Origin of the sequence: Pseudomonas uvaldensis, assembly GCF_021271205.1 — a bacterium.
Classification (GTDB): Bacteria; Pseudomonadota; Gammaproteobacteria; order Pseudomonadales; family Pseudomonadaceae; genus Aquipseudomonas; species Aquipseudomonas uvaldensis.
The window spans coordinates 395,210-408,094 of record NZ_JAIWKS010000005.1 but is presented as its reverse complement, the minus strand read 5'-3'; the positions used below and the strand labels follow the sequence as shown (position 1 = coordinate 408,094).

The following is a 12,885-nucleotide window of genomic DNA, read 5'->3' as shown; positions in this document are numbered from 1 at the left end:
CCTTACAACATCCGCTCCAGGCCGATGGTGTTGGCGAACCAGGCATTGAACCGTCGCCACCAACTGCCCGGCTCGCGATCCAGATCGTGCAGCTTGCCGTTGTCTTCGGTGGTCCACACCAACTTGCCATCTTCCAGTCGGGGTTGATAACTCAAGGGCGGTGCCATGCCCTGCAAGGCCAGGTCGCGCACCTGGCCCGCCAGTTCCGGGCTGTCCACCAGGACGCCGACTTCGGTATTCCACAACACTGAGCGTGGGTCGAAATTGAACGAGCCGATGAAGGATTTCTGTCCGTCGAAAATGATCGCCTTGCTGTGCAGGCTCGAATCCGATTCGCCGTAGGATTTGCTATAGAACAGATGTGGGCTGCTGCCACCGGTGTCGCCAGGTTGGCGACGCAATTCGAACAGCCGTACGCCATGCTCCAGCAGCGTCTTGCGATAAGGCGCGTAGCCGCCGTGTACCGCCGGCACGTCGGTGGCGTCCAGGGAGTTGGTCAGCAGGCTCACTGACACCCCGGCGTCGGCGCGGCTGGTCAGGTATACCAGCCCCGGTTGGCCGGGAACGAAGTACGCTGAAATCATGATCAGCTCTTTGCTGACGCCCGTCAGCTCCGGGCCCAATTGGGTGGTCAGCAACAGTTGCGGGTCCGGTTCGTCCTTCGCCAGTACTTTGCTGGGCGCGTCCCACAATGCCTGGTTCCAGGCCCAGATCAACTGATCGCGCCAGATGTCCAGCCGCGGCTGGGTCCTGTAAGTGGTCAGTTGCTGGTACAGCGCGTGATTCTCCTTGTGCGTCTGCTCCAAAGACTCTTGCAGGCGCAGGCGGCTGTTATCCAGCTCCTTGGCGGTGGGGCGATGGGACAGGAATTGCTCGATCGGCTTGCTCAGGGCGCTATTCCAGTACTGGTCGAAACTGTGCCCCAACTGCTGCGCCACGGGACCGACGCCGAGCAGGTCGATGTCCGTGAAGTTGAGGTTGGGTTCGGCGTCGAAATACTCGTCACCCAGGTTGCGTCCGCCGACGATCGCCATGCTGTTGTCCGCCAGCCAGAGCTTGTTATGCATCCGCCGGTGCTGCAACGAAAGGTTGAACAGGCGCCCGAGGCCGCGCGTCACGCCTGTGGCGCGTCCCAGGTGGAGGGGGTTGAACAGGCGGATCTGGATGCGGGGATGGGCGGCGAGGGTGGCGATGATCTGATCCTGGCCATCACTGGTGGTGTCGTCCAGCAGGATCCGCACCCGTACGCCCCGGTCGGCGGCCTTGAGCAATTCGTCCACCAACATGCGTGTGCTGATGCCGTCATGAACGATGTAGTACTGCAGATCCAGGCTGCTCTGGGCGTTACGAATCAATTCGGCCCGGGCGGTGAAGGCGTCGGTGCTGTCGGAGAGCAGGCGAAACCCCGAGCGTCCTTCGTGAGGAGCGGCCTGGGCCTGGACCGAGCGGCCAAAGGAGGAGTCGGAAGCCGGCAATGCCTGGGAAGGCTCGCGGGTGATGTCTACGCTGGCGCAGCCACCCAGCAGCGAGACGATTAACAGGAGCGCAGGCAGGATCGGACTGGATCTCACGTAGGAACGTTCCGCTTGTTGTTATTGATCGGCTTTGATGCCGCTTCCCTGCGTAAACTTCAGACGTCGCTGCATTGGGTTTCGTTCAACAACGCAGCGGCAGCGGCACCGACCTTGCGTACAGCTTCCTCGATTTGTGCCGTTGGCTTGGCAGCGTAGTTCATCCGCAGGCAGTTGCGGTACTTGCCCGACGCCGAAAAAATACTGCCAACAGCAACCTGCACCCCTTGGTCGTGCAGGACCCGGTTGAGCTTCAGCGTATCGAAACCGTCAGGTAGCTCGATCCACAGCATGAAGCTGCCTCGCGGACGACTGGCCCGGGTGCCCGACGGAAAATAGCGGCTGACCCAGTCGATCATGGCGTCGCGATTACGCTGATATTGCGTACGCATCCGTCGCAAATGAGGTTCGAAGTGTCCGCCTTTGAGGAATTCTGCGATGGCGATCTGCGGTTGCGGGGCAGTGGAGCCTGTGCTGATGTATTTCATGTGCAGCACTCGCTCCAGATACCGGCCCGGAGCGACCCAACCTACTCGCAGGCCCGGCGCCAGGGTCTTGGAAAAAGAACTGCAGAGTAGGACGCGGCCATCTTCGTCGAAGGACTTGATCGTGCGAGGGCGCGGGTAGGTGTAGGCCAATTCCCCATACACATCGTCCTCGATAATCGCCACGTCGAAGCGCTGGGCCAAGGTCAGCAGAGCGCGTTTATTGGCCTCCGGCATGATATAGCCCAGGGGATTGTTGCAACTGGGCGTCAACTGTATGGCCTTGATCGGCCACTGTTCCAGGGCCAGCTCCAGCGCGTCCAGGCTGATGCCCGTGAGCGGGTCTGTTGGAATTTCCAGAGCCTTCATGCCCAGGCCCTTGAGGGTTTGCATGGCGCCATGAAAGCTGGGGGAATCCACGGCCACGATATCGCCCTGCTCGCAGGTTGCGCGGATGCTGACCGACAGCGCTTCGTGGCAACCCGTGGTAACGATCAAGTCGCTCGGGCCCAACTGGCAACCGGAGTCCAGCGACAGGCGGGCGATCTGTTCGCGCAGGGCGAGGTTGCCATAGATGTTGTCGTAATACAGGCCGGGCATGTCCTGGCGACGGCTGATCTGAGCCAGGCTGCGCAGCAGCGGTTTCAGGGTCGGCGAGTTGACGTCCGGCATGCCGCGCCCCAATTGCACCACATCCTTGCGTGGCACGGCGCGTATCAGCTCCAGCACCTGGTCCCATTGGGAAATGTCCACCGGTCGTTGGGCGGGACGGCCGACCACCGGCAGGTCTGGCAACTCGCGGCTGACCGGCACGAAATAGCCGGATTTGGGCTTCGGCATCGCCAGACCGCTGTCTTCGAGCACTCGATAGGCCTGCTGCACCGTACTCAGACTGACCCCGTGTTCCACGCTCAAGGCCCGTACCGACGGCAGCCGGTCACCGGGGCGATAGAAGCCCTGTTCTATGCGGGTGCCAAGCAATTCGGCGAGGTTCACGTAGAGGGTCATGGCGTGCTCTCGATGAGGTACCGATACAGTTGGTTGGTAAAAACAGGATTCAGTGCAAAAAAAGCCGAATCTGTATGCTTCTAAAATTAACAGGTTGAATCTGTATTGAGTTTTTCTGTCCGCGCATCATGAAAGCTCTGGCTATCCATGTAAACAGGAGCGATGAAAATGAACGGCTTGAGCGATGTACGGCTAACGCTGCACGGTCAGGAACTGGAGGCGGGGCAGGAAAAGGAGATGCGCAGTGCCATGCCGCGCAATGCGCCTGCCTGCCTCGGCCGCTGGGGCCTGTTCTGGCATCGTCTGCATACACGCAAAGCCTTGTTGGAGCTGACACCCGAACAGTTGCGGGATATCGGGTTGAGCCGGGAGCAGGCGCGGGCGGAGGGGTTGAAACCGTTCTGGCGGCTCTGAAGTGAAGTCGTCATCAATCTGCTATCGCGGGCAAGCCTTGCCTGCGATAGCTCCCTGAGCCACTCAAGCTTTCAGACCAACTCTTTCAGCCTGTGCCACAGCATCCCCAACGCCAACAGCGGTGAACGCAGGTGTTTGCCCCCAGGGAACGTGATGTGGGGCACCTTGGCGAACAGGTCGAACCCGCCGCTGTGCTGCCCACTGATGGCTTCGGCCAGTAGTTTTCCGGCCAGGTGCGTGGCATTCACGCCATGACCGGAGTAAGCCTGGGCGAAATACACATTGGGTTGGTCCTTGAGTCGACCGATTTGCGGCAGGCGATTGGCGCCGATGCCGATCATCCCACCCCATTGATAATCGATTTTCACGCCCGCCAGTTGCGGGAAGACCTTGAGCATCTTCGGACGCATATAGGCGCCGATGTCCTGCGGATCACGGCCCGAATAATGGCAGGCGCCGCCGAACAGCAGGCGTCGGTCCGCCGAAAGCCGATAGTAGTCCAGCGCCACCCGCTGATCACAGACCGCCATGTTTTGCGGCAATAAACTGTGGGCCAGGGTCTCGCTCAGGGGCTCCGTGGCGATGATGTAACTGCCGGCCGGCAGCACTTTGCCGCTCAACTCCTGGTTGAGGCCGTTGAGGTAGGCGTTGCAACCCAGTACCAGGGTCTTGGCACGCACCGAGCCATGTTCGGTGTGCACCTTCACTTGCGGGCCGTAATCGATACGCGTGACCGCCGATTGCTCGAACAGGCTGACCCCCAGTCGCTGCGCCGCGTCGGCTTCGCCCAAGGCCAGATTCAAGGGGTGCAGGTGACCGGAGCCCATGTCGATCAGCCCCCCCACGTAGCGATCCGAGCCCACCACGCTGTGCATTTCGTGGGCTTGCAGCAGTCGGGTCGCGTGGCGATAGCCCAGGCTGCGCAACTCTTCGGCGTCTTCGGCGAAGCCTTCCAGATCGGCGGGCTTGTTGGCCAAGTCGCAGTAGCCCCAGGTCAGGTCACAGGAGATCTGAAAACGCTCGATGCGTTGTCGGACGATTTCCACCGCTTCCAGGCCCATGAGTTTCATCTGACGCACGCCTTCGGTACCGATGACCGGCGCGAACTGCTCCAGGCCATGGCCGACGCCTCGAATCAATTGGCCGCCGTTACGCCCGCTCGCGCCCCAACCGATCCTGTGGGCCTCCAGCAACACCACGTTCAGGCCGCGCTCGGCCAGTTCGATGGCCGTGTTCAGCCCGGAGAATCCGCCGCCGACCACGCAGACATCGGCCACTCGCTCGCCTTGCAGCGCCGGATGATCCGGTTGTGGCAGGCTGCTGGCGGCGTAATAGGAAGCGGCGTGTGCGTGGCTCGGGACAGCTTGCTGAACACGGGCGTTCATGTGCGTAATCCTGATTGTCATGTTTGAGAAATTTTACGAAGCATAAGCCGCGGCTTCGCTCGTGGGCAACATTGGTCGGCCGGCGCTGTCTGGCCCGCTGCTTTTTAAGGCAGAATCCCGGACTGTCTCGCCTTGGTAGCCGTTTCGATGAGTTGCAACAGTCAAAAAATCCGCACGCTGCGCCAGCAGATCCCGTCGTTCGAATGTGTGCCGGGGTGCCATGACTGCTGCGGGCCAGTGACCACGTCCCCCGAGGAAATGGCCCGTCTGCCGCGCAAGACCCGGGCCGAACAGGACGCCGCCCTGGAAGCGCTCGATTGCGTGCACTTGGGACCGAACGGTTGCACCGTTTATGACGAGCGACCGTTGATCTGTCGGCTGTTCGGCACCACGGCGAGTTTGCCGTGCCCCAATGGCCGGCGCCCGGTGGAGCTGATCCATCCGCGGGTCGAACAGCAGATCCATGAGTACATGGCCTGCAATCGGCAGGTATTGGTCTGACGCCGCAACGACCAGGTTCAATCCGGAATCGGCAGGTTCAGGCTCTCCTTCACCTCTTCCATCACGATATAACTCTTGGACTCACGAACGTGGGGCAGCTTGAGCAGGATGTCGCCCAGCAGCTTGCGGTAGGAGGCCATCTCGGAAATCCGTGCCTTTACCAGGTAGTCAAAATCCCCCGACACCAGATGGCACTCCAGAACGTGAGGTAATTTCAGTACGGCGCGTCGGAATTCTTCGAAAGTATCGCCGGATTTGTAGTCGAGGCTGATTTCGACAAATACCAGCAGGCTGCCTTTCAGGTGCTGGGGATTGAGCCGGGCGTTATAACCCATGATGATCCCTTCGCGCTCCAGGCGGCGCACCCGCTCGGTACAAGGAGTAGTGGACAGGCCGACCTTTTCGCCCAGCTCGGTGAAGGAGATCCGCCCGTCGGCCTGGAGGATGCGCAGGATGTTGCGGTCGATCTTGTCCAGTTCGCGTTTGGTCTGTGTATTGGTGCGCACAGGGGATGCTCCTCCATGAAAAGGGTTTTTGCCGAGAATTCTCGCCAAATATAGGCATTTATATAGTGAAAAGCACTGCCTGATCTTTTTTAAACTGCGCGCATCAAAGCTGTGTACAACAAACGTCAGCGGTTATCCGCGATGAGGTCATAAAATGCGCGTTCTGGTCTTGGGTAGCGGCGTCATCGGCACGGTCAGTGCCTACTATCTGGCCCGGGCCGGATTTGAAGTGGTTGTAGTCGACCGTCAACCGGCGCCCGCCATGGAAACCAGCTTCGCCAACGCCGGCCAGGTTTCGCCGGGCTATGCCTCGCCGTGGGCCGCTCCGGGCGTGCCGCTCAAGGCCATCAAGTGGCTGCTGCAACGTCATGCGCCGCTGGCCATCAAGGCCACGGCCGACATTGACCAATACCTGTGGATGGCGCAGATGCTTCGCAACTGCACCGCCAGTCGTTACGCCATCAACAAGGAACGCATGGTGCGCCTGTCGGAGTACAGCCGCGACTGTCTCGACGAGTTGCGCGCCGAAACCGGCATTGCCTACGAAGGCCGTAGCCTGGGTACCACACAGTTGTTCCGTACACAGGCTCAGCTCGACGGCGCGGCGAAGGACATCGCCGTACTGAAAGAGTCCGGCGTGCCCTTCGAAGTCCTCGATCGCGAAGGCATCGCGCGGGTCGAGCCGGCCCTGGCCAATGTCACCGACATCCTGGCGGGCGCCCTGCGGTTGCCCAACGACCAGACCGGCGATTGCCAGATGTTCACCACGCGCCTGGCGGAAATGGCCGTCAAGCTCGGTGTGGAATTCCGCTTCGGCCAGGATATCCAGCGCCTGGACTTTGCCGGTGACCGCATCAATGGTGTCTGGATCGACGGCAAGCTGGAAACTGCTGATCGTTACGTCCTGGCCTTGGGCAGCTATTCGCCGCAATTGCTCAAACCCCTCGGTATCCGCGCCCCGGTCTACCCGCTCAAGGGGTATTCCCTGACCGTGCCGATCACCAACCCGGCAATGGCGCCCACCTCTACCATCCTCGACGAAACCTACAAGGTAGCGATCACCCGTTTCGACAACCGCATCCGTGTGGGCGGCATGGCGGAAATCGCCGGTTTCGACCTGTCGCTGAATCCGCGTCGCCGTGAAACCCTGGAGATGATCGTCAACGACCTATATCCTCGGGGCGGCGATCTGGCCCAGGCCAGTTTCTGGACCGGCTTGCGCCCGACGACCCCGGACGGTACGCCGATCGTTGGCGCCACGCCGTTCAGGAACCTGTTCCTGAATACCGGTCATGGCACGCTCGGCTGGACCATGGCCTGCGGTTCCGGTCGTTTGCTGGCGGACCTGATGGCTCGGAAAAAGCCACAAATCAGCGCCGAAGGTCTCGATATTTCCCGTTATGGCAGCAAACATCAGGAGTCTGCGAAACATGGCAATCCAGCGCCAGCTCACCAATGACCGCATGAGCCAGGTTGTGGTGCACAACGGCACCGTTTACCTGGCCGGGCAAGTCGGCGACGACATGAGCGCCGGCATTGAACAACAGACCCGCGAAACCCTCGCCAATATCGAGCGTCTGCTTGACCTGGCCGGGACCGACAAGAGCCGCTTGCTGTCGGTGACGATCTACCTGAAAGACATCGAGGCGGATTTCGCAGGCATGAACGCCGTCTGGGACAAATGGCTGCCCCAAGGTGTCGCGCCGGCCCGAGCCACAGTGCAGGCCCGGCTTTGCGAACCGGAAATCCTCATCGAACTGTCGGTCGTGGCCGCGCTGCCGTAAACCGATCGAATCAATCCCTCTCCCGGCGCTGTTGATGGTGCATGCCGTCAGCCAGCGCCGGTTTTTTACCCTGTCCGACTATTAGAAGTCTGCCGCCATGCGTCCTGCTCGTGCACTGATCGATCTCCAAGCCCTGCGTCATAACTACCAACTGGCCCGCGAAGTCACGGGGGCCAAGGCCCTTGCGGTCATCAAGGCCGACGCCTACGGGCACGGTGCGGTACGTTGCGCCGAGGCCTTGCAGGACAGTGCCGATGGGTTCGCCGTGGCCTGCATCGAAGAAGCCCTGGAATTGCGGGCCGGCGGGATTCGTGGACCGATCCTGTTGCTGGAAGGTTTTTTCGAAGCCGACGAGCTGTCGCTGATCGTCGAGCATGATCTGTGGTGCGTCGTGCATTCCTTGTGGCAGCTCGAAGCAATCGAAAAGGCTGCGATGAGCAAGCCGATCACCGTCTGGCTCAAACTTGATTCCGGAATGCATCGGGTCGGATTGCACCCTGCGGACTATCAAGGCGCCTATCGTCGACTGCTGGCCAGCGGCAAGGTGGCGAAGATAGTGTTGATGACTCATTTCGCCCGTGCCGACGAGCTGCACGACTCCAGCAGCGTCCAGCAACTGGCGGTGTTCGAGGCGGCTCGCCAGGGCCTGGTGGCGGAAACGAGCCTGCGCAATTCACCGGCAGTTCTGGGATGGCCGCAGATTCCAAGCGACTGGGTGCGCCCGGGCATCATGCTGTATGGTGCGACGCCCTTCGATGAAGCCCAGGCTACGGCGTCACGCCTGCAACCGGTGATGACACTGGAGTCGAAGATCATCAGCGTGCGCGAATTACCCGCCGGCGAGCCGGTGGGATATGGCGCCCGCTTCGTGACCGCGCAACCGACCCGGGTCGGGGTGGTTGCCATGGGGTATGCCGATGGGTACCCACGCCAGGCGCCGACCGGTACGCCGGTGCAGGTAGACGGACAGCCCAGTCAACTGGTCGGACGGGTTTCGATGGACATGCTGTGTGTCGATCTGACGAACCTGCCACACGCCGGCCTCGGTTCGAGCGTAGAGCTTTGGGGCAAGCACGTTCTTGCCAGTGACGTCGCGAAGGCCGCCGGCACGATTCCCTATCAGATTTTTTGTAACCTGCGACGAGTGCCAAGGCTCTATTCCGAGGGCTGAGACGAAGCAGGCTTGACCGGAGGTCGCTTCACTGCGCAGGATTCGGGCCAAGGTGTTGTAAATACTGAACGCTGTCGCCATGATAACGCTCACTTACACCACAACCTGACTTCCTGGAGGTTCCTGCATTGGACGTCGGTGAACGACTGCAAGCCATTCGTAAACTCAAAGGTCTTTCCCAGCGTGAACTCGCCAAGCGCGCGGGCGTCACCAACAGCACCATTTCCATGATCGAGAAAAACAGTGTCAGCCCCTCGATCAGCTCGCTGCGTAAGGTCCTTGGCGGAATCCCCATGTCCATGGTCGAGTTTTTTTCCGAAGAAATCCTTCAGGAGAAACCGACCCAGATCGTCTACAAAGCCAACGAATTGATCGACATCTCCGATGGCGCCGTGACCATGAAACTGGTGGGCAGGGCGCATCCGAGCCGGGCTATCGCCTTCCTTAACGAGATCTACCCGCCTGGCGCCGATACCGGTGAAGAGATGCTTACCCATGAGGGTGAGGAGACCGGGATTCTGGTGGAAGGTCGGTTGGAGCTGGTGGTGGGTGCCGAGACATTCGTGCTCGAAGCGGGTGACAGCTACTATTTCGAAAGCACCAAGCCGCACCGTTTCCGTAATCCGTTCGATGCGCCGGCGCGACTGATCAGCGCAGCCACACCGGCCAATTTCTAAGAAACATGGCGCCGAGCCTGGATGGCAGAGGCGCCTGGGGGTAAGCGGGTCATGCCGAACAAGACCCTTGCGACTTTAGGGTTGTTTCAGTGTGACAGGCTTACCGCTATACTTGCGCCCGCCTGCAAACCGTGGCCGCAGGCGTGACTAGCCACCATTGAGGGTGTACGCGTGAACCTAATTATGAAAATGCTGGCTGCACCAGCTACCGTATTGGCCCTATGGGCTGCGAGCGCTCAAGCGGCGCCCAACGATGAAATCGCCAAGCGTCTTGAACCCGTCGGCCAGGTTTGTGTTCAGGGGAAAGAATGCAAGGGCATGGAAGTCGCCGCTTCGGCTGGTGGCGCTGGTGGTGCTGCCAAGACGCCAGACGCTGTGATTACAAAACATTGCAACGCATGCCACGGCACTGGGTTGCTGGGCGCTCCGAAAGTGGGTGACGCGGCAGCTTGGGGCGAAAGGGCAAAAAAAGAAGGTGGTGTTGATGGCCTGCTGGCCAAAGCTATCTCCGGTATCAATGCCATGCCGCCTAAAGGCACTTGCGCCGACTGCTCGGAAGACGAGCTCAAGGGCGCCATCAAAAAGATGTCTGGCCTGTAAAAGCCAACAGCCCGCATCCATCCGGAAAAGCCGCTTACGAGCGGCTTTTTTGTGCCTGCGGCTTTGAAACGCTGTTCATCGCAACCAAGACCCGTCAATCTCGGTCCAACCCACATTCACGGAGCAGGTCGGAGGGGCGGATGGTGCAATTGTGTTCAATCGAACAGGCGGTGGACGAGGTGCTGGAGCGGTTGCCGGCGCACATTCACCTTGGCATGCCCCTGGGGCTGGGCAAGCCCAACCTGTTCGTCAACGCGCTTTACCGACGCATCGCCCAACTGCCGGAGCGGCAGCTGACCCTCTACACGGCGCTGAGCCTGGGACGGCCGAACCTGGGCGATGGTTTGCAGAAGCGTTTCCTGGAGCCCTTCATCGAGCGTGTCTTTGGCGACTACCCTGAACTGGATTATCTCGCCGACCTGCATCGGGACTGCCTGCCTTCCAACATCCGGGTCGAGCAGTTCTTCCTGCAACCTGGCAGCCTGCTGCACAGCGCTTCGGCCCAGCAGGACTACGTCAGCAGCAATTACAGCCACGCTGCCCGGGATATCAATGCCGCTGGCCTGAACCTGATCGCGCAACTGGTGGCGAGCGACCCGCAGCACCCGGATCGCCTGAGTCTGAGCTGCAACCCCGACATCACGCTCGACCTGCTGCCCATGATTGCCAAGCGGCGGGCGGCGGGGGAGACCATCCTCATGCTGGGCCAGGTTCACAGCGACTTGCCCTACATGCCAGGGGACGCGGAAATCGGCATCGATGACTTTGATTTCCTGATCGACGAGAAGGACAGCCACACGCTGTTTTCCACGCCCAACATGCCGGTGGGGTTCCAGGATCATTTCATCGGCCTGCATGCCAGCACCCTGGTGCGCGACGGCGGCACGTTGCAGATCGGCATCGGCTCCATGGGGGACGCGTTGACGGCCGCGTTGCTGGCGCGCCAGGCGGATAATCTGGGTTATCAGGCGTTACTGGCCGACCTGAACCTTAGCCAGTGGGCGCAGTTGATCGAGCGCGAGGGCGGCGTCGAGCCGTTTACCAAAGGTCTGTATGGGTGCAGTGAAATGTTCGTCAACGGCCTGCTGGTGCTGGCCGAGGCCGGAATTATCCGCCGCAAGGTCTACCCCGACGTGACGACCCAGGAACAGGCCAACGCCGGCACCCTCGATGAGGCGGCGCAGCCCGACGGCGTGTGCATCCACGGTGGCTTCTTCCTGGGCCCGCGCAGTTTCTACGAGCGCTTGCACGAATTGCCTCAAAGCAGGCGGCTCGAATTCAACATGACCCGCATCAGCTACATCAACGAGCTGTACGGCCAGGAACAGCTCAAACGCCTGCAACGAATCGATGCGCGTTTCATCAACACGGTATTCACCATGACCTTGCTGGGCGCCGGGGTGGCCGATCAACTGGAAGACGGACGGGTGCTCAGCGGCGTGGGCGGGCAGTACAACTTCGTTGCCCAGGGTCATGCGCTGGAGGGGGCACGCTCGATTCTGCTCTTGCGCAGTTGGCGCGAGGCGGGAGGCGAGGTCAGCTCGAACATTGTCTGGGAGTACGGCCACTGCACGATCCCCCGGCACTTGCGGGACATCGTGGTCACCGAGTACGGCCTCGCCGACTTGCGGGGCAAGACCGACGCCGCCGTGATCGAAGCGTTGCTGAACATCAGCGATTCACGCTTCCAGCCGGGGCTGATCGAGCAGGCGCAGAACGCAGGCAAGCTGCCCAGGGATTTCCGTCTCGATCCACGCTTCGCCGACAACACCCCGCAACGTTTGCAGGCGATCCAGGCCCGGCATCCGAACCTGTTTCCCGAATACCCGCTGGGCTCTGATTTCGACGGGGTAGAGCGCGATCTCTTGCGGGCGTTGAATTGGCTCAAGAGCAAGTTCAAGCTCACCGAAATGTTCGAACTGGGCAAGGCTGCCCTCGATGCGCCGGAGCCCGGAGCCTACCCCGAGCATCTGGAGCGGATGCAGTTGGCGAGCCCGGACGGGCTAAAAGAGGAATTGGCTCAGCGGTTGCTGCTGGCGGGGTTGAAGGCTACGGCGCTGTAACGACGAACACATTCCATTGTGGGAGCGGGCTTGCTCGCGAATGCGGTGTGTCAGATAAGGTAATTTCAACTGACACACCGCATTCGCGAGCAAGCCCGCTCCCACAGGGAAATGCGTGCGGTCAGTCTATGAAGGTCACAACCCCACCCGCCAGCGACTTCACTCGCGCCAGCGATTCAACGCGATAGCCTTGGGCATCCAGCTCAGCACGACCGCCCTGGAAGGATTTCTCGATCACGATCCCCAGTCCGGCCACGGCTGCGCCTGCCTGCTTGATGATGGAGATCAGCGCCTGGGACGCCTTACCGTTGGCCAGGAAGTCATCGATGATCAGCACGCGGTCGCTGCTGGTCAGGTGGCGCGGGCTGATGGCTACGGTGTTTTCGGTTTTCTTGGTGAACGAATACACGGTGGCCGACAGCAGGTTTTCCGTCAGGGTCAGGGATTGCTGCTTGCGGGCGAAGATCACCGGTACGCCCAGGTTCAGGCCGGTCATGATCGCCGGGGCAATGCCCGAGGCTTCGATGGTGACGATCTTGGTCACGCCCGAATCCCTGAACCGCGCGGCAAATTCGTCGCCGATCAGCTTCATCAGCTGCGGGTCGATCTGGTGGTTCAGGAAGGCGTCGACTTTCAGAACCTGATCGGAAAGCACGATGCCTTGTTCACGGATTTTCTGGTGCAGGGCTTCCATGAAGCCTCCTTTGGTGGCGCTTTCGA

General features: G+C 60.8%; 13 protein-coding genes. 8 read left to right on the top strand and 5 right to left on the bottom strand.

Translation table 11 applies throughout. The features are described 5' to 3' along the window. Window positions 1–2: 2 nt before the first annotated feature. Window positions 3–1,571 carry a phospholipase D family protein gene (locus LCU97_RS14270; RefSeq protein WP_232776880.1) on the bottom strand — a complete coding sequence of 523 codons (1,569 nt, stop codon included), beginning with the start codon at window positions 1,569–1,571 and terminating at the stop codon, window positions 3–5. Between the two features lie 59 nt (window positions 1,572–1,630). After that, on the bottom strand, window positions 1,631–3,064 hold the full coding sequence (locus LCU97_RS14265; protein ID WP_053148637.1) for an aminotransferase-like domain-containing protein: 1,434 nt from the start codon (window positions 3,062–3,064) through the stop codon (window positions 1,631–1,633). 168 nt (window positions 3,065–3,232) lie between these two features. Here LCU97_RS14265 and LCU97_RS14260 point away from each other — a divergent pair, with 168 nt between their 5' ends. Then, a complete protein-coding gene (locus tag LCU97_RS14260; RefSeq protein WP_053148635.1) occupies window positions 3,233–3,478 on the top strand; it encodes a DUF1127 domain-containing protein in 246 nt (81 codons plus the stop codon). 71 nt (window positions 3,479–3,549) lie between these two features. On the opposite strand, the gene LCU97_RS14255 is transcribed toward LCU97_RS14260, so the two are convergent. Beyond that, window positions 3,550–4,863: an NAD(P)/FAD-dependent oxidoreductase gene (locus tag LCU97_RS14255; protein WP_053148632.1), complete on the bottom strand. Its 1,314-nt coding sequence runs from the start codon at window positions 4,861–4,863 to the stop codon at window positions 3,550–3,552. A gap of 147 nt (window positions 4,864–5,010) precedes the next feature. Between LCU97_RS14255 and LCU97_RS14250 the strand changes: the two genes are divergently transcribed. After that, the gene (locus LCU97_RS14250; protein WP_053148629.1) at window positions 5,011–5,364 is read left to right on the top strand and encodes a YkgJ family cysteine cluster protein; all 354 of its coding nucleotides are present in this window, start codon (window positions 5,011–5,013) and stop codon (window positions 5,362–5,364) included. Window positions 5,365–5,381: 17 nt separating this feature from the next. Here LCU97_RS14250 and LCU97_RS14245 read toward each other — a convergent pair whose 3' ends face one another. Next, window positions 5,382–5,870 carry an Lrp/AsnC ligand binding domain-containing protein gene (locus LCU97_RS14245; RefSeq protein WP_003206849.1) on the bottom strand — a complete coding sequence of 163 codons (489 nt, stop codon included), beginning with the start codon at window positions 5,868–5,870 and terminating at the stop codon, window positions 5,382–5,384. 154 nt (window positions 5,871–6,024) lie between these two features. On the opposite strand from LCU97_RS14245, the gene dadA reads away from it, so the two are divergent. The 6 genes from dadA to LCU97_RS14215 all read left to right on the top strand — a co-directional run bounded on the left by dadA (window position 6,025) and on the right by LCU97_RS14215 (window position 12,165). Then, window positions 6,025–7,329 carry a D-amino acid dehydrogenase gene (gene dadA, locus LCU97_RS14240; RefSeq protein ID WP_053148626.1) on the top strand — a complete coding sequence of 435 codons (1,305 nt, stop codon included), beginning with the start codon at window positions 6,025–6,027 and terminating at the stop codon, window positions 7,327–7,329. Beyond that, complete coding sequence (locus tag LCU97_RS14235; protein WP_053148623.1) at window positions 7,301–7,654, top strand: RidA family protein; 354 nt, start codon at window positions 7,301–7,303, stop codon at window positions 7,652–7,654. Before dadA ends, LCU97_RS14235 begins: the two co-directional genes overlap by 29 nt. A 97-nt stretch (window positions 7,655–7,751) precedes the next feature. Beyond that, window positions 7,752–8,825 (top strand): alanine racemase, encoded by a 1,074-nt coding sequence (gene alr / locus LCU97_RS14230; RefSeq protein ID WP_053148620.1) that lies wholly within the window; start codon window positions 7,752–7,754, stop codon window positions 8,823–8,825. 128 nt (window positions 8,826–8,953) lie between these two features. Then, window positions 8,954–9,502 (top strand): cupin domain-containing protein, encoded by a 549-nt coding sequence (locus tag LCU97_RS14225; RefSeq protein ID WP_053148616.1) that lies wholly within the window; start codon window positions 8,954–8,956, stop codon window positions 9,500–9,502. 183 nt (window positions 9,503–9,685) lie between these two features. After that, complete coding sequence (locus tag LCU97_RS14220; RefSeq protein ID WP_232776977.1) at window positions 9,686–10,102, top strand: c-type cytochrome; 417 nt, start codon at window positions 9,686–9,688, stop codon at window positions 10,100–10,102. A gap of 140 nt (window positions 10,103–10,242) precedes the next feature. Continuing rightward, window positions 10,243–12,165 carry an acetyl-CoA hydrolase/transferase C-terminal domain-containing protein gene (locus tag LCU97_RS14215; RefSeq protein WP_232776878.1) on the top strand — a complete coding sequence of 641 codons (1,923 nt, stop codon included), beginning with the start codon at window positions 10,243–10,245 and terminating at the stop codon, window positions 12,163–12,165. A gap of 121 nt (window positions 12,166–12,286) precedes the next feature. Here the strand turns inward: LCU97_RS14215 and LCU97_RS14210 are convergent, their stop codons facing one another. After that, window positions 12,287–12,859, bottom strand: a complete 573-nt coding sequence (locus LCU97_RS14210) for a xanthine phosphoribosyltransferase (protein WP_232776875.1) — start codon at window positions 12,857–12,859, stop codon at window positions 12,287–12,289. Window positions 12,860–12,885: the final 26 nt, after the last annotated feature.

What these genes read in the sequence shown, in the direction of transcription:
- LCU97_RS14265 (WP_053148637.1), bottom strand. Translation starts at nt 3,064, where the DNA reads ATGACCCTCTACGTGAACCTCGCCGAATTGCTTGGCACCCGCATAGAA.
- LCU97_RS14260 (WP_053148635.1), top strand. Translation starts at nt 3,233, where the DNA reads ATGAACGGCTTGAGCGATGTACGGCTAACGCTGCACGGTCAGGAACTG.
- LCU97_RS14255 (WP_053148632.1), bottom strand. Translation starts at nt 4,863, where the DNA reads ATGAACGCCCGTGTTCAGCAAGCTGTCCCGAGCCACGCACACGCCGCT.
- LCU97_RS14250 (WP_053148629.1), top strand. Translation starts at nt 5,011, where the DNA reads ATGAGTTGCAACAGTCAAAAAATCCGCACGCTGCGCCAGCAGATCCCG.
- dadA (WP_053148626.1), top strand. Translation starts at nt 6,025, where the DNA reads ATGCGCGTTCTGGTCTTGGGTAGCGGCGTCATCGGCACGGTCAGTGCC.
- LCU97_RS14235 (WP_053148623.1), top strand. Translation starts at nt 7,301, where the DNA reads ATGGCAATCCAGCGCCAGCTCACCAATGACCGCATGAGCCAGGTTGTG.
- alr (WP_053148620.1), top strand. Translation starts at nt 7,752, where the DNA reads ATGCGTCCTGCTCGTGCACTGATCGATCTCCAAGCCCTGCGTCATAAC.
- LCU97_RS14220 (WP_232776977.1), top strand. Translation starts at nt 9,686, where the DNA reads ATGAAAATGCTGGCTGCACCAGCTACCGTATTGGCCCTATGGGCTGCG.
- LCU97_RS14215 (WP_232776878.1), top strand. Translation starts at nt 10,243, where the DNA reads ATGGTGCAATTGTGTTCAATCGAACAGGCGGTGGACGAGGTGCTGGAG.
- LCU97_RS14210 (WP_232776875.1), bottom strand. Translation starts at nt 12,859, where the DNA reads ATGGAAGCCCTGCACCAGAAAATCCGTGAACAAGGCATCGTGCTTTCC.